Annotated in this window: 14 protein-coding genes; 6 read left to right on the top strand and 8 right to left on the bottom strand. The window is 73.0% G+C overall.

The window, feature by feature from the left end; all coding sequences use genetic code 11:
• Positions 1-14 precede the first annotated feature (14 nt).
• Both OO47_RS28830 and OO47_RS28825 read left to right on the top strand, forming a co-directional pair.
• Complete coding sequence (locus OO47_RS28830) at positions 15-698, top strand: ABC transporter ATP-binding protein (protein WP_030217263.1); 684 nt, start codon at positions 15-17, stop codon at positions 696-698.
• Positions 695-3,070 (top strand): FtsX-like permease family protein, encoded by a 2,376-nt coding sequence (locus OO47_RS28825; RefSeq protein ID WP_030217260.1) that lies wholly within the window; start codon positions 695-697, stop codon positions 3,068-3,070. Before OO47_RS28830 ends, OO47_RS28825 begins: the two co-directional genes overlap by 4 nt.
• A 70-nt stretch (positions 3,071-3,140) precedes the next feature.
• Here OO47_RS28825 and OO47_RS28820 read toward each other — a convergent pair whose 3' ends face one another.
• A complete protein-coding gene (locus tag OO47_RS28820; protein ID WP_051716168.1) occupies positions 3,141-4,115 on the bottom strand; it encodes a LysR substrate-binding domain-containing protein in 975 nt (324 codons plus the stop codon).
• Between the two features lie 134 nt (positions 4,116-4,249).
• Between OO47_RS28820 and OO47_RS28815 the strand changes: the two genes are divergently transcribed.
• Together OO47_RS28815 and OO47_RS28810 are read left to right on the top strand one after the other, a co-directional pair.
• Positions 4,250-4,804, top strand: a complete 555-nt coding sequence (locus OO47_RS28815) for a peroxiredoxin (protein ID WP_030217254.1) — start codon at positions 4,250-4,252, stop codon at positions 4,802-4,804.
• 6 nt (positions 4,805-4,810) lie between these two features.
• Entirely contained in the window at positions 4,811-5,350 is a 540-nt protein-coding gene (locus tag OO47_RS28810) for an alkyl hydroperoxide reductase (protein ID WP_030217252.1), read from the top strand.
• A 52-nt stretch (positions 5,351-5,402) separates the two neighbouring features.
• Here the strand turns inward: OO47_RS28810 and OO47_RS28805 are convergent, their stop codons facing one another.
• The 5 genes from OO47_RS28805 to OO47_RS28785 form a co-directional block, all read right to left on the bottom strand.
• Positions 5,403-6,065, bottom strand: a complete 663-nt coding sequence (locus tag OO47_RS28805; protein WP_030217250.1) for a hypothetical protein — start codon at positions 6,063-6,065, stop codon at positions 5,403-5,405.
• The gene (locus OO47_RS28800) at positions 6,062-7,477 is read right to left on the bottom strand and encodes an AI-2E family transporter (RefSeq protein WP_030217247.1); all 1,416 of its coding nucleotides are present in this window, start codon (positions 7,475-7,477) and stop codon (positions 6,062-6,064) included. The genes OO47_RS28805 and OO47_RS28800 overlap by 4 nt, the downstream gene beginning before the upstream one ends.
• A gap of 134 nt (positions 7,478-7,611) precedes the next feature.
• Positions 7,612-8,340 carry an aggregation-promoting factor C-terminal-like domain-containing protein gene (locus tag OO47_RS28795; RefSeq protein WP_030217244.1) on the bottom strand — a complete coding sequence of 243 codons (729 nt, stop codon included), beginning with the start codon at positions 8,338-8,340 and terminating at the stop codon, positions 7,612-7,614.
• Between the two features lie 373 nt (positions 8,341-8,713).
• Positions 8,714-10,039, bottom strand: a complete 1,326-nt coding sequence (locus OO47_RS28790) for a PhoH family protein (protein ID WP_030217242.1) — start codon at positions 10,037-10,039, stop codon at positions 8,714-8,716.
• A 294-nt stretch (positions 10,040-10,333) separates the two neighbouring features.
• Complete coding sequence (locus tag OO47_RS28785; protein ID WP_030217240.1) at positions 10,334-11,095, bottom strand: isoprenyl transferase; 762 nt, start codon at positions 11,093-11,095, stop codon at positions 10,334-10,336.
• 126 nt (positions 11,096-11,221) lie between these two features.
• On the opposite strand from OO47_RS28785, the gene mgrA reads away from it, so the two are divergent.
• The gene (gene mgrA, locus OO47_RS28780) at positions 11,222-12,259 is read left to right on the top strand and encodes an L-glyceraldehyde 3-phosphate reductase (protein ID WP_030217238.1); all 1,038 of its coding nucleotides are present in this window, start codon (positions 11,222-11,224) and stop codon (positions 12,257-12,259) included.
• A 315-nt stretch (positions 12,260-12,574) separates the two neighbouring features.
• Here mgrA and OO47_RS28775 read toward each other — a convergent pair whose 3' ends face one another.
• A complete protein-coding gene (locus OO47_RS28775; protein WP_030217235.1) occupies positions 12,575-13,312 on the bottom strand; it encodes a prepilin peptidase in 738 nt (245 codons plus the stop codon).
• Positions 13,313-13,352: 40 nt separating this feature from the next.
• On the opposite strand from OO47_RS28775, the gene OO47_RS28770 reads away from it, so the two are divergent.
• Positions 13,353-13,757 carry a DUF192 domain-containing protein gene (locus tag OO47_RS28770; RefSeq protein WP_051716166.1) on the top strand — a complete coding sequence of 135 codons (405 nt, stop codon included), beginning with the start codon at positions 13,353-13,355 and terminating at the stop codon, positions 13,755-13,757.
• Here the strand turns inward: OO47_RS28770 and OO47_RS28765 are convergent.
• Positions 13,729-14,817, bottom strand: a 1,089-nt coding sequence (locus OO47_RS28765) for a membrane protein (protein ID WP_033210643.1), incomplete at its 5' end; no start/stop codon positions are given. The two genes, OO47_RS28770 and OO47_RS28765, sit on opposite strands and share 29 nt — an antisense overlap.

The raw sequence follows: 14,817 nt of genomic DNA, 5'->3' as shown, positions 1-14,817 counted from the left end.
GGGACGGCCCGCCGATGACCTCCGCACCGCTCCTGAGGGCCACCGGCCTCGACAAGGCCTACGGGCCGACCCCGGCGCTCGCGGGCGCCGACTTCTCCCTGCGGGCCGGCGAGGTCGTCGCCGTCATGGGCCCCTCCGGCTCCGGCAAGTCCACGCTGCTGCACTGCCTGGCCGGGATCGTCCGCCCCGACGCCGGCACCATCGCCTACGACGGGCGCGACCTCACCGCCCTCTCCGACCGCGAGCGCAGCTCCCTGCGCCGCACCGACTTCGGCTTCGTCTTCCAGTTCGGCCAGCTCGTCCCCGAGCTGACCTGCGCGGAGAACGTGGCCCTCCCGCTGCGCCTCAACGGCGAGAAGCGCAGGGCCGCCGAGGCCAGGGCCGTCGCATGGCTCGCCCGCCTGGAGGTCGACGGCGTCGCGGCCAAGCGCCCCGGGGAGATCTCCGGCGGCCAGGGCCAGCGCGTCGCCGTCGCCCGCGCGCTCGTCACCGCCCCGCGGGTGATCTTCGCCGACGAGCCGACCGGCGCCCTCGACTCCCTCAACGGCGAGCGGGTCATGAGCCTGCTCACTGAGGCCTCCCGGGACACCGGCGCCGCCGTCGTCCTCGTCACCCACGAGGCCAGGGTCGCCGCCTACTCGGACCGCGAGATCGTCGTGCGCGACGGGCGCGTACGGGACGCGGAGTGGGCGGCATGAAGCTCCGCGTCTGGGCCCGCGACCTGGCCCTCGGCGCCCGGTTCGCCGTCTCCGGAGGGCGCCCCGGCCTGCTGCGCACCCTGCTGACCGCGACCGGGGTCGGCTTCGGCGTGGCGCTGCTGCTGCTCGCCGCCTCCCTGCCCCACATGCTCTTTCAGCGGGAGGTGCGGGAGTCGGTCCGCGCCGTCGACGCGAGCCGGGAGGTCACCGGCCCCCGGCCCGACACCTTTCGCTACTTCGACCGGGCCACCACCTACCGGGACAACGTCGTCTCCGCGCTGCTGCTGCAGCCCGACGGCGACGCGCCCCCGCTCCCCCCGGGCGCGACCGCGTTCCCCCGGCCCGGCGAGATGCTGCTCTCCCCCGCGCTCCGCGACCTGCTCGACTCCCCCGAGGGCGCCCTGCTCAGGGAACGGCTCCCCTACGAGGTGGCCGGAACCCTCGGCAAGGACGGGCTCATCGGCCCGGCCGAGCTGCGGTACGTCGCCCACGTCGACTTCCTCGACACCGGCAACCCCGACGGGCGCGGCGAGCGCTTCGGCTGGTCGGTGCCCGAGGAGCCGATGAACGCCTTCCTGATCCTGCTCGTGGTCGTCGCCTGCGTCGTCCTGCTCCTGCCCGTGCTCGTCTTCGTCGCGACCGCCGTCCGCTTCGGCGGCGAGCAGCGCGACCGGCGGCTCGCGGCGCTGCGGCTGGTCGGCGCGGACGCCCCCATGACCCGGCGGATCGCGGCCGGCGAGTCCCTGGCGGGCGCGCTCCTCGGCCTCCTGGTCGGCGCCGGACTCTTCGCGGTGGCCCGGCAGTTCGCCGGCTCCTTCACCATCTGGGACGTCAACGCCTTCCCCTCCGACGTCGTACCGCTGCCCGCCCTCGCCGCCCTCGCCCTCGTGACCGTCCCGGTCGCCTCGGTCGTGGTCACCCTCGTCGCGCTGCGCGGGGTGGCGATCGAACCGCTCGGCGTCGTCCGGGCCTCCGCGCCGCGCCGCCGCCGGCTGTGGTGGCGGCTGCTGCTCCTGGCGGCCGGCGCCGCCCTGCTCGTCCCGCTCATGGGCCGGGTCTCGGTGACCGAGACCAGCATCGACACCGTGCCCGTCGTGACCGGCACCGTCCTCTTCCTGATCGGTCTGACCACGCTGCTCCCGTGGCTGGTCGAGGCCGGGGTGAAACGGCTGCACACGGGCCCGGTGGCCTGGCAGCTGGCCGTCCGCAGGCTCCAGCTGAGCAGCGGCACGGCGGCCCGCGCGGTCAGCGGCATCGTCGTCGCGGCCACCGGCGCCATCGCGCTCCAGATGCTCTTCCAGGCGATGGAGAAGGACTTCACGCTGCCGACCGGCGGGGATTCGTCCCGCGCCCAGATCGCCTTCGGCGTCCACGGGAAGACCTTCGACGAGGCCCGCGCCATCAACGCCCGCTTCGCGCGGACCGAGGGCGTCGCCGAGGCGATGTCCGTCGTCGAGGCGCACGCCTGGCGGCCCGGTCCCCTGGAGAAGGGCAGGGACTCCGCCCCGGCGACGCCGCTCCGGGTCGGCGACTGCGCCTCCCTCCGGGAGTTCGCCGCCCTGCCCGCCTGCCGGGACGGCGACGTCTTCGTCGTCCTCGCGCACGGCGCGCAGGGCGGCCCGGACGACGAGCGGATCACCGCGGTCGCCCGGGCGGGCGCCACGGTCGCCCTGCGCGACCCGCACCCGCCGGAGGACGGGCCGGAGGGGCGGCCCGCGGACGCCCCGCCGCCGCTGTGGAAGCTCCCCGCCGGCACGAAGACCGTGGACTCCCGCCCCGACCCGACGGGCATGTACCAGTACGGCGTCCTCGCCACCCCGTCGGCGGTCGACACGGGCCTGCTCGGCGAGTCCTACGCGCAGAGCGTGATCCGGCTCGACCCGGCCGTGCCCGACGCCGCCGACCGCGCGCGGAACACGGCGGCGGCGATCGACCCGACCGCCTGGGTGAAGGACCTGAAGGACACCGAGGTCGACGCGGCCTTCTCCAGCGTCCGCACCGGCATCCTCGTCGGCTCCACCCTGACGATGCTCCTGGTGGCGGCCTCGCTCCTGGTCACCACCCTGGAACAGCTCAGGGACCGCAAGCGGCTGCTCTCCTCGCTCGTCGCCTTCGGCACCCGCCGCTCGACCCTGAGCTGGTCGGTGCTGTGGCAGACGGCGGTGCCGATCGCCCTCGGCCTCGCGCTCGCCGTGGCGGGCGGGCTCGGCCTCGGGGTCGTCCTGCTGAAGGCGGGCGGGCAACAGGTCCAGGACTGGTGGGTGTTCCTGCCCGTGGTCGGCATCGGCGCCGCCCTGATCGCGCTGGTGACGCTGCTGAGCCTGCCGGCCCTGTGGCGGCTGATGCGCGCGGACGGGCTGCGCACGGAGTAACCCGTCGACCGCACGTACGAAGCCGGTCGCGCGTACGGGTACGGGCGGCGGTTCCTGATGCCGGGGGGTCTCAGGAACCGCCGCCCACCACGCGTACCGGCAGCTCCTCCATCGCTCCCCGCAGCGCCCGCGCCAGCTCCTCGAACTCGGCCTGCCGGGCCGCGCCCGTCCGCATCGCGAGGGCGATCCGGCGCGAGGGGGCCGGTTCGGCGAAGCGGCCCGTCCCCAGGGCGGTGTTGCGGACGGTCTCGACCGTGACGGCGGTGCGCGGCAGCAGGGTCACTCCGAGGCCGCCGGCGACGAGCTGGACCAGGGTGGCGAGGCCGGCCGCGGTGGTGGTGACCTCGGCGCCGTCCGCGCGCCCGGCCTCGCGGCAGATGTCGAGGGCCTGGTCGCGCAGGCAGTGCCCCTCGTCCAGGAGCAGCAGCCGCAGCTCCTTCAGGGCCTCGCGCGGGATGTCGTCCCGTCCGGCCAGCGGGTGCCCGGCCGGGGCGACCAGGACGAAGTCCTCGTCGAAGAGGGGCACTTCGGTGACGCCGGGCACCCCGAGCGGCACGGCGAGCAGGAGCAGGTCGAGCCGTCCGGCGGCGAGCCCTTCCAGGAGCGAGGAGGTCTGCTCCTCGTGGACCTGGAGGTCGAGCTCCGGGTAGCGCCGGTGGACCAGGCGCAGGACGGTCGGCAGCAGATAGGGGGCGACGGTCGGGATCACCCCGAGCCGCAGCGCCCCGGTGAACGGGGCCCGGGCCGCCTCCGCCTCCTCCATCAGCCCGGCCACCGCGTCCAGGACCGTCCGCGCCCGCACCGCGAGCCGCTCCCCGGCGGGCGAGAGCAGCACCTTCCGCGTCGTACGCTCCAGGAGCTGGACACCGAGTGCCTCTTCGAGTGCCGAAACCGCGCCCGAGAGCGCGGGCTGGCTCATGCCGATGGCGGCCGCCGCGTCACGGAAGTGCAGATGCTCGGCGACCGCCGCGAACGCTCTGAGCTGGGAGAGGCTGGGCTGCTTGGTGCGGTGCGGGACGTGCGGAGGGCTGTACGGGGATGCCACTGATAACCACCTTCGATCAACACGACCCACTCTAGCTATTTCACTGATCAATGCACTCCGTGCCATGCTGTGGATCCGTCCAACCCTCATGGAAACCCCTCAAAAAGGGTGTTTCCCTGCTGCAAGGAGAGCGCGTGCTCACTGTCGGTGACCAGTTCCCCACCTACGACCTGACCGCCTGCGTGTCGCTGGAGAGCGGCAAGGAGTTCGAGCAGATCGACCACAAGTCCTACGAGGGCAAGTGGCGCGTGGTGTTCTTCTGGCCGAAGGACTTCACCTTCGTCTGTCCGACCGAGATCGCCGCGTTCGGCAAGCTGAACGACGAGTTCGCGGACCGCGACGCCCAGATCCTCGGCGTCTCCGGCGACTCCGAGTTCGTGCACCACGCCTGGCGCAAGGACCACGACGACCTGCGCGACCTGCCCTTCCCGATGCTCGCGGACTCCAAGCACGAGCTGATGCGGGACTGCGGCGTCGAGGGCGAGGACGGCTTCGCCCAGCGCGCCGTCTTCATCGTGGACCCGAACAACGAGATCCAGTTCACTATGGTGACCGCCGGCTCCGTCGGCCGTAACCCCAAGGAGGTCCTGCGGGTCCTGGACGCCCTGCAGACCGACGAGCTGTGCCCGTGCAACTGGAACAAGGGCGAGACCACGCTCGACCCCGTCAAGCTCCTCTCGGGCGAGTGATCCGACATGGCTCTCGATGAACTCAAGGCCGCCATACCGGACTTCGCCAAGGACCTGAAGCTCAACCTGGGCTCGGTCATCGGCAACAGCGACCTCCCGCAGCAGCAGCTGTGGGGCACCGTCCTCGCCTGCGCGATCGCCTCGCGCTCGCCGAAGGTGCTCAGGGAACTGGAGCCGGAGGCCCGGGAGAACCTGAAGCCCGAGGCGTACCAGGCCGCCAAGTCCGCCGCCGCGATCATGGCGATGAACAACGTCTTCTACCGGACCCGGCACCTCCTGTCGGACCCCGAGTACGGGACGCTGCGCGCCGGTCTGCGGATGAACGTCATCGGCAACCCGGGCGTGGAGAAGGTCGACTTCGAGCTGTGGTCGCTGGCCGTCTCCGCGATCAACGGCTGCGGCCAGTGCCTGGACTCGCACGAGCAGGTCCTGCGCCAGTCCGGTCTCGACCGCGCCACCATCCAGGAGGCCGTCAAGATCGCCGCCGTGATCCAGGCGGTCGGCGTCACCCTCGACGCGGAAGCGGTCCTCGCCGAGCAGGCCTGACCGCGCACCGTACGAGAAGGGCCCCGGGGCTTTCCGCCCCGGGGCCCTTCCGTCACTTCTTGAGCCCGGCCATCAGGGCGAGCAGGTCCTGCGTCATCGGGACCTCGATCCCGGAGAGGTCGATCAGCGGTCCGGACGGGACCGGCTCCCCGTTCGGCCCGTGGCTCTGCCGGTGGATGCCGATCTGGAACTCGGCCTGTCCGTCGAGGACCCGGAGCCGGCCGCCCTCCTCCTCCATGTCGTCGAAGAAGGCCTGCTCACCGATGCCGTCGACCTCCGCGAGGAAGCCGGACTGCCGCGCCCGCGCCTCGAACTCCGGCCCCGGGTCGACCACCTTGTGCAGGGTGTACGTGATGCCGACGGTCTGTTCGGCCTCCGGCGGACCGAAGCCGGCCTCGCACCCCGTCTCGCTGATCGCCGGTTCGTTCACCACGGGCGGGGTGCGGTCCTCCCGCCGCTCGCCCAGGACGCCGGCGAGCGCCGCGAGGCGCGCCGCCCCGCAGAGGTCCTCCACGTGCCGGTACCCGGCGAGGTCCGGCCCCGCCGGCTTCCCCCGCTCGTACGCGTAGAGCCCGGCGCCCCAGACCGCCGAGGCGAGCACCGCGCCGCCGAGCGCCCACGGCCAGGGCCGGCGGGCCCGGGGCGGCCGGGCCTCGGTGAGCACCTCGGGCGGTTCGAAGCCCGTGCCGCCCACCAGCTCCGGTTCCGAGATCACGCGTCCTCCCGCTCGCCCCGCGCCGCGCCCGGGGCCGGCGTCGGGGCCACTTCGTACGCGGTCGCCCCGCGCGGCTCCGGCGTGCTGCGCAGGGCCTGCTCGGTGCTGTACGCGCGCAGGTAGCCGACCGCCGTGTTGGCGACGGCGACCAGCGGGACGGCGACGACGGCGCCGCCGATGCCGGCGGTCAGGCCGCCGGCGGCGACCGCGAGGACGACGGCCAGCGGGTGGACCCGCACCGCGCGGCCGAGGATGAACGGCTGGAGGACGTGGCCCTCGATCTGCTGCACGGCGAGGACGACGACGAGCACCATCAGGGCGGTGAACACCCCGTTGGTGACGAGGGCGACGACGACGGCGAGGGCGCCGGAGACCACGGCGCCGACCAGCGGGATGAAGGCGAAGAGGAAGATGAAGACGGCGAGCGGCACGGCCATCGGCACGTCGAGGAAGTAGAGGCCGATGCCGATGAAGACGGCGTCGATGAGGGCGACGAGGACCGTGCCCCGCACGTAGGCGGTGAGGGTGCGCCAGGCGCGCGGCCCGGCGCCCGCGACGCCCGGCCGGGCCTGGGCGGGCACCAGCCTGAGCGTCCACTCCCAGACCTTCTTCCCGTCGTACAGCAGGAAGAGCGTCGAGAACATGGCGAGGAGGATGCCGGTCATCGTCTCGACGACGACCGTGACGCCCTGGAGGCCGACCTGGGTGATCTGCTCGGCGTTGGCGCCGACGGAGTCGCTGAGGTTCTTGGCGATGCCGTTGATCTGCTGCTCGGTCACGTGGAAGGGGCTGTTGAGGAGCCAGCGCTTGAGCTCCTCGATGCCGTCCTTGACCTGGTCGGACAGGTTGTCGATGTTGTCCATGACCTGCCAGACCACGAACCAGCCGACCAGGCCCATCACGACGAAGCCGGAGACGGCGGTGACGGCGGTGGCGAGGCCGCGGGGCAGGCCCTTGCGGCGCAGCATGGCCACGGTGGGCTGGAGCAGGGCGGTGACGAGGAGCGCGGCGACGAACGCGAGGACGACCAGCTGTACGGAGCTGATCACCTTCATCAGGACCCAGACCGTCCCGGCGAGGACGAGCAGGCGCCAGCCCGCCTCGGCGGCCACGCGCATGCCCCAGGGGATCGCGGCGGCGGGATCGGGGCGGGCGGCGACGGCCGGCGCGTACGAGGGGGGCGCGGGGACGGAGAGGCCGGGTTCCGCGGGCGCGTTCCGCGGCTCGGGAGGGAGGGGTGCGAGGGTGTCCGGGGCGGTCTCGGGCCGTGCGGGGGCGGCCCCGCCGGTTCTCCCGTACGGCTGGTCGGGTTCGTCGTCCCGTTCCGCCTCGGCCCTGCGCTCGTCGAGTCGTCGGCCGACGCGGCTCAGGCCCTCGCCCAGCCGGTTCAGCCACCCTGGCACTCTCGACATGTTCTTCCCTCTTCCCCCGCCCGCTCTTCCCGGTAGCTCCCCGGGTGCCCGTGGATCCCCGAACCTACACGCCCGCGCGCGAAGAGCCCCTCACCGTGGGACGGCGAGGGGCTCCGCGGGGTCGGGAACCGGTACTAGTACCAGTGGTTGTTCTCCCAGAAGGCCCAGGCGTCGCACGGGCTGCCGTAGCGGTCGTTCATGTAGTTGAGGCCCCACTTGATCTGGGTGGCGGGGTTGGTCCGCCAGTCGGCGCCGGCCGAGCTCATCTTGGTGCCGGGCAGGGCCTGGACGAGGCCGTAGGCGCCGGAGGAGGGGTTCGTGGCGCGGTAGTTCCAGCTGGACTCGTGGTCCACGATGGTGCTGAAGCACTGGAACTGGGAGGCCGGGACCATCTGGCGGGCGATCGCCTTGACCTCGGCGATGGTGTAGGAGGCCTGGGCGGTGAAGGACGAGACGTCGCGGGTCGCGGAGCGGCTGGCGCGCTCGGCCTCCTCCTTCGCCTTGCGCTCCTTCTCGGCCTGGGCCTTGGCCTTGGCCTCCGCCTCGGCCTTGACGGCCGCTTCCTTCTTGGCCTCGGCGTCCTTGGCGGCGCGGATGCGGGCCGCTTCCTCCGCGGACTTCTTCGCGGCCGTGTCGGCCGCGGCGGCCTGGACGGAGGCCTGCTCCGCGAGGGACGAGACCTGCACCTGCGCCTGCTCGCCCGCGGGGATGTCCGCGAGCAGCGTGGTGTCGGCGGCGGCGGCCTCGAAGTTGTCGTCGGCGGGCTGCGCGGCGTTGCCCGAGGCGACGCCGACGACGGCGCCGACGGTGGTGACCGCAGTGGCCGAAGCCACCGCGAATCCCCGGACCGAGATCCGGCTCACACGGTTTCCTTCCAGCATCGCCCGCACAGGTGACCACACGGGCGAAATCTTGCCCCTGGCACTGGTCTCCGACGTACGGGGTCACAGGAGACACGGGCCCGTGGTGCTGTGGGCGGCGTACGGCGGCGTCTGTTGAGTTGTGCGGTGCGCTCCCCTGGGGGTGCACGGGTGCCGTACGCGGGGCCTGACGGAAGCAAGACTTTGCCGGACGGCGATGCCGCAAGGCAATTCTGTGTTGCGTGTGAAAGCTCACATCGCGAATGGAGCAGGTGTTTTGGCGGATGTGGCGGACACGGCGGCGCCGCCCGGCTAAGCTCCTGCGCTCTGCCGGGCGGCGCCAACTGCCGTACGCGTACACAAAGGTACGAAACGGTCAGATCTGAACGTCCTCCAGCATCTCCGTCACGAGCGCGGCGATCGGGGAGCGCTCGGAGCGGGTGAGGGTGACGTGGGCGAAGAGCGGATGCCCCTTCAGTTTCTCGACCACGGCGACGACTCCGTCGTACCGGCCCACCCGGAGGTTGTCGCGCTGGGCGACGTCATGGGTGAGCACGACCCGCGAATTCGCCCCGATCCGGGACAGAACGGTCAACAGGACGTTCCGCTCCAGGGACTGGGCCTCGTCCACGATGACGAAGGCGTCGTGGAGGGAGCGGCCCCGGATGTGGGTGAGCGGCAGGACCTCCAGCATCCCCCGGCCGAGCACCTCCTCGACGACCTCGCGGCTCGCGACCGAGGACAGCGTGTCGAAGACGGCTTGTGCCCACGGGCTCATCTTCTCGGCCTCGCTGCCCGGCAGGTAGCCCAGCTCCTGGCCGCCGACCGCGTACAGCGGGCGGAAGACCATCACCTTCTGGTGCTGCCGGCGCTCCAGGACCGCCTCCAGGCCCGCGCAGAGCGCGAGCGCGGACTTGCCGGTGCCGGCCCGGCCGCCCATGGAGATGATGCCGACGTCCGGGTCGAGGAGCAGGTCGAGCGCGATCCGCTGCTCGGCGCTGCGGCCGCGCAGCCCGAAGGCCTCCCGGTCGCCCCGGACGAGCCGCACGTTCCCCTCGGCGGTGACCCGGCCGAGCGCCTTGCCGCGCTCGGACTGGAGCACCAGGCCGGTGTGGACCGGGAGCTCGGCGGCCTCCGGCACGTACAGCGTCTCCTGGTCGTAGAGCAGGTCCACCTGGTCGGCGGAGAGGGCGAGGTCGGACATGCCGGTCCAGCCGTTGGCGTCCGTGATGGCGAGCTCGGCCCGGTACTCCTCGGCGAGGAGCCCGACCGAGGAGGCCTTGATGCGCAGCGGCAGGTCCTTGGAGACGACCGTGACGTCGTACCCCTCGGCCTGGAGGTTCCGCGCGACCGCGAGGATCCGTGAGTCGTTGTCCCCCAACCGGTAGCCGGCGGGCAGCACGCCGGGGTCGGAGTGGTTGAGTTCGACACGCAGGGTGCCGCCCAGGTCCCCGATGGGGAGGGGGGCGTCGAGGCGTCCGTACCGGACCCGGAAGTCGTCGAGCAGGCGCAGGGCCTGCCGGGCGAAGTAGCCGAGCTCCGGATGGTGCCGCTTGGCCTCCAGCTCCGTGACCACGACGATCGGGAGCACCACCTCGTGCTCCTCGAAACGGGACACGGCGTTGGGGTCGGCCAGCAGGACGCTGGTGTCGAGAACATAGGTGCGCCGGTCGGAAAGGCGGCGCTTCGTGCTGGTCACCACGGAAGGACAGACCCCCTCTGAAGACCCTTGCGAGGTCGGGGCGCGACGGAACCGGTGTCGCTGCGGGATGGGACCGGGTTCGGGCCACGGTGCGCGGGCCGAACCACGGCCCTCCACGTCTCCCGTGCGTGTCCCGCACGGTCGTCCTGGTGCAAGGGGCCTCCCGGGTGGCGGTCTCCGTGCCGCTCACTTCACCAGGGATATGCCCTCGAACGAGCTCTGCCATGCCATGGCATATGACGACGTGTTCGTGAACACGAGGTGATCGGTTCCGACCGGGGTGGCGGGAGTGCGTCAGGTCCCGTAGCGCCGGTGCCGGGCGGCGTAGTCGCGCAGCGCCCGCAGGAAGTCGACCTTGCGGAAGGCCGGCCAGTGGACCTCGCAGAAGTAGTACTCGGAGTGGGCGCTCTGCCAGAGCATGAAACCGGAGAGCCGCTGCTCGCCGCTGGTGCGGATCACCAGGTCCGGGTCGGGCTGGCCGCGCGTGTAGAGGTGCTCGGAGATGTGCTCGACGTCGACGATCTCGGCGAGCTCCTCGAAGCTCGTGCCCCGCTCGGCGTGCTCCAGGAGCAGGGAGCGGACCGCGTCGGCGATCTCCTGGCGGCCGCCGTAGCCGACGGCGACGTTCACGAGTATCCCCGTGTTCTCCTGGGTGGCCTCCTGGGCCTCCTTCAGGACGGACTGGGTGCGGGCGGGCAGCAGGTCCATCGTGCCGACGTGGTGGACCCGCCAGCGGCCGTCGGCGGCGAGCGCGCGCACGGCGTTCTCGATGATGCCGAGCAGCGGGACGAGCTGCTCCTCGGGCCGGTTCAGGTTGTCCGTGGAGAGCATCCAGAGCGTGACGACCTCGACGTCGGTCTCGGCGCACCAGCCGAGCAGCTCCTGGATCTTGTCCGCGCCGGCCTTGTGTCCCTGCTCGGGGGTCCCGCCGGACGCCTTGGCCCAGCGCCGGTTCCCGTCGAGGATGACCCCGATGTGCTTGGGCACCTGGGCGTGGTCGAGACGGCCCTCCACCCGGCGTGCGTAGAGCCCGTACACCAGGTCGCGCAGGTTCACCGTTCTTTACCCCTCTGTGCAGCGACGGACCCCAGGCATCGGCGGTCCGCAGGCGGCCACACTACTGCGCGGGGGCTGCGGGCTCCCAGTCCGGGACGGTCACAAGTCCGTGATAAGCAGAGATACGTGACTGATTCCTCCCCGTACCGCGCTTCCGCGGACCGCTACGACACCATGGAGTACCGCCGCACGGGCCGCAGCGGACTCAAGCTCCCGGCGGTCTCCCTCGGCCTCTGGCACAACTTCGGCGACGACCGCGCGCTCGACTCGCAGCGCGCGATCCTGCGCCGCGCCTTCGACCTGGGCGTCACCCACTTCGACCTGGCGAACAACTACGGGCCGCCGCCCGGCTCGGCCGAGCTGAACTTCGGCAAGCTCTTCGCCCAGGACTTCGCCCCCTACCGGGACGAGCTGGTCATCTCGACCAAGGCCGGTTATCTGATGCACCCCGGCCCGTACGGCGAGTGGGGTTCCCGCAAGTACCTGCTGTCCTCGCTCGACGCCTCCCTGAGCCGGATGGGCCTCGACCACGTCGACATCTTCTACTCGCACCGCTTCGACCCGGAGACCCCGCTGGAGGAGACGATGGGGGCCCTGGCCTCCGCCGTCCAGCAGGGCAAGGCGCTGTACGTCGGCGTCTCCTCCTACAACAGCGAGCAGACCGCCGAGGCCGCGCGGCTCCTGAAGGAGATGGGCGTCCCGGCCCTGATCCACCAGCCCTCGTACTCGATGATCAACCGCTGGACCGAGGAGGACGGGCTGCTCGACACCCTGGAGGCGGCCGGCATGGGCTGCATCTCCTTCGTGCCGCTGGCGCAGGGCCTGCTCACCAACAAGTACCTGAAGGGCATCCCGGAGGGCTCGCGGGCCACCCAGGGCAAGTCCCTCGACCCGAACCTGCTCTCCGACGAGGTGCTGCGGCGCCTGCGCGGCCTCGCGGACATCGCGGAGCGGCGCGGGCAGTCCCTGGCGCAGCTGGCGCTGGCGTGGGTGCTGCGGGACCCGCGGATGACCTCGGCGCTGATCGGCGCGTCCAGCGTCGCCCAGCTGGAGGAGAACGTGGCCGCGCTCGGCGGCGCTCCCCTGACGGACGGGGAGCTGGCGGAGATCGACTCGTTCGCGGTGGACACGGCGGGCACGAACATCTGGGCCGGCCGGGGCTGACGTCGCCCGGCTGACGTCCCCCGGCTGACGTCACCTGGCCGGGGACGAAAGACGTCACCTGGCCGGAGACGAAAAACGGGCCGGTCCGTGGGGGGGATACGGACCGGCCCGAGGGGGGGTTTCCACCATAACCCTTCATTAGTCGTCCCGCGCGCCACGCGCGCCCGAAGTCCCGCCCGCACATCCCCGGATCCCGGGCGGGACAAGGGCTGTGGGGCTCCGTGGCGGGTTTACGCCCCGGCGTGGCGGCGGGGTTCCGTCCCTCCCAGGGGGGACCGGGCGGCGGGGGCGCGACGTTGACGCGGGGACGGTCCCTCACGGGACGGCGGTGAACGCGCCGAGGAGGAGGCCGAGCAGTCCGCCCGCGAGCATGGAGGGGCCGAAGGGGATCGCGGAGGAGCGGTCGGCCCGCCGGAGCAGGACCAGACCGAGGCCGTACACCGCGCCGGCGAGGAAGCCGGCGAACGCCCCGGCGAAGAGGACCCCCCAGCCGTACCAGCCCAGGGCCGCGCCCAGCGGGAGCGCCAGCTTCACGTCCCCGAAGCCGAGGCCGCTCGGGTTGACCAGGAAGAGCACCAGGTAGCCGCCGCCGAGGGCGAGCGCGCCGAGCAGCGCGTGGAGCCAGGACCCGGCGTCGTGCGGGAGGAGCTCGGCGGCCCCGAGGAGCAGCGGCAGGGCGGCGGCGAGCGGCAGGGTCAGTCCGTCCGGGAGCCGGTGGACGCGGGCGTCGACCCGGGCGAGGAGGACGGCGAAGGGGGCGGCGAGCAGCCAGACCGCCAGTTCGGGCCGGGGCGTGCCGGTGGCGGCGGCGAGCGCGGCGCAGACCAGGGCGGTGAGCAGCGGGGTCGCGAGCGGGGCGGCGGTCGCGCACTCCCCCCGGCCGGGCCCGCCGAGCCAGCCGCCCGCGGGGCCCGCGAACACGTGCCCGGCGGGGCAGCGGTCCCGCCACGGCTCCTCCGGCTCCACGGAGAGCCGGTGGGCGGCCCGCGGGACGAGCAGCCCGGTGGCGGCGCCCCACAGGGCGGCGAAGGCGATCAGCAGCGAGACGTCCACGGGCAGACCCTAGAGAGAGGAAGGGACTACGGTCTGGCGCATGGGGAAATGGACGGACGGGGCGGGGTCGCTGGTGGTGCCGGGGGGACCAGCGGAGGTTCCCCTGGAGGTGGCGGCGTCGTACCGGGCGCGGCGGCGGGGGCTGCTCGGCCGTGACGGGGTGGCGGGGGCGCTGCTGATCGTCCGGACGAACAGCGTGCACACCTTCGGGATGCGGTTCGCGATCGACGTGGCGTACCTGGACCGCTCGTTCCGTGTCCTGTCCGTGGTCACGATGCGGCCGGGCCGGCTGGGCATGGTCCGGCCGCGCGCCCGGCACGTCCTGGAGGCGGAGGCGGGCGCGCTGGCGGGGTGGGGGGTGGGGGCGGGGGTACGCGTGCGCGTGGACCTCACGGAGGGTCCGGGGCGGGGAGGTCCTACGGAGGCCCCGACCCCAGGAGGGTGAAGGCGCCGTACGCGGCGGAGGCGAGGGCGAGGCCGGCGAGGACCGGGACGGCGGTGCGGGGCCGGAGGCGCGCGAGGGCCGCGGCGGGCGGGAGCAACAGGCCGAACGCGGGCATCATCAGGCGCGGCCGGGAGCCGAAGTAGGCGGCGCCGACGAGGGAGACGAGGACGACGCCGATCGTGTACACGAGCAGGGGCAGGGGCTGCCGCTGCCGTACGCAGAGGGCGACGAGCCCGCCGAGCAGGGCGAGGGCCGCGGTCAGGCCGAGGGCGGCGGGCCAGGGCAGGCCCGCGACGAACCGGGCGAGCGCGAGGCCGCCGTCGATGGAGTTGCCCCAGGCGGCCTGGACCTCGAAGTAGGCGGTGGGGCTGTCCTCCCGTACCCCCACGTACACGATGTACCCGAGCCAGCCCAGGGGCGCGAGCAGCACGCCGGCCAGCGTCCGCGCGGGCAGCCGGCGGTCCCGTACGAGGGCGGCGAGGGCGGCGGTCCCGAGGGCGGCGATCAGGGCGGCGGCGGTGGGGCGGGTGAGCCCGGCGGCGGCGCAGAGGAGGCCGGCGAGAATCCAGCGGTCGCGCAGGACCGCGTACAGGGACCAGGCGGCGAGGGCGGTGAAGAGGGTCTCCGTGTACGCCATGGACTGCACGAACGCGGTCGGGTACACGCCCCACAGGACGGCGAGCAGGACGCCGGTCCGCGGCCCGAAGGCGTGGGCGCCGCACGTGAAGATCCCCCAGGCGGCGACGAGACCGGCGGTCCAGGAGACGAGGAGCCCGGCGCCGGCCGCGTCGAGGGGCAGTAGGGCGGACAGGCCGCGCTCCAGGAGCGGGAGGAGCGGGAAGAAGGCCAGGTCGGAGTGGACGTCACCGTTAGGGAGGACGGTCTCGTACCCGTAGCCGTGCTCGGCGATCCGCACGTACCAGACGGAGTCCCAGCGGCCCTTGAGCCGGTGCAGCCCGTCCTCGCCGGTCGCGGCGGCGGCGGTCGCGAGGACGACGAGACCGATCACGCGGGTGGCGGCGTAGCCGCCGAGGGCGAGGAGGAGGGGGCGGGTGGAGCG

Origin of the sequence: Streptomyces bikiniensis, assembly GCF_000716625.1 — a bacterium.
In the GTDB taxonomy this organism is placed as follows: Bacteria; Actinomycetota; Actinomycetes; order Streptomycetales; family Streptomycetaceae; genus Streptomyces; species Streptomyces bikiniensis.
Note: the sequence above shows the minus strand (reverse complement) of the source record. Positions and strands in the feature narration are given on the sequence as shown.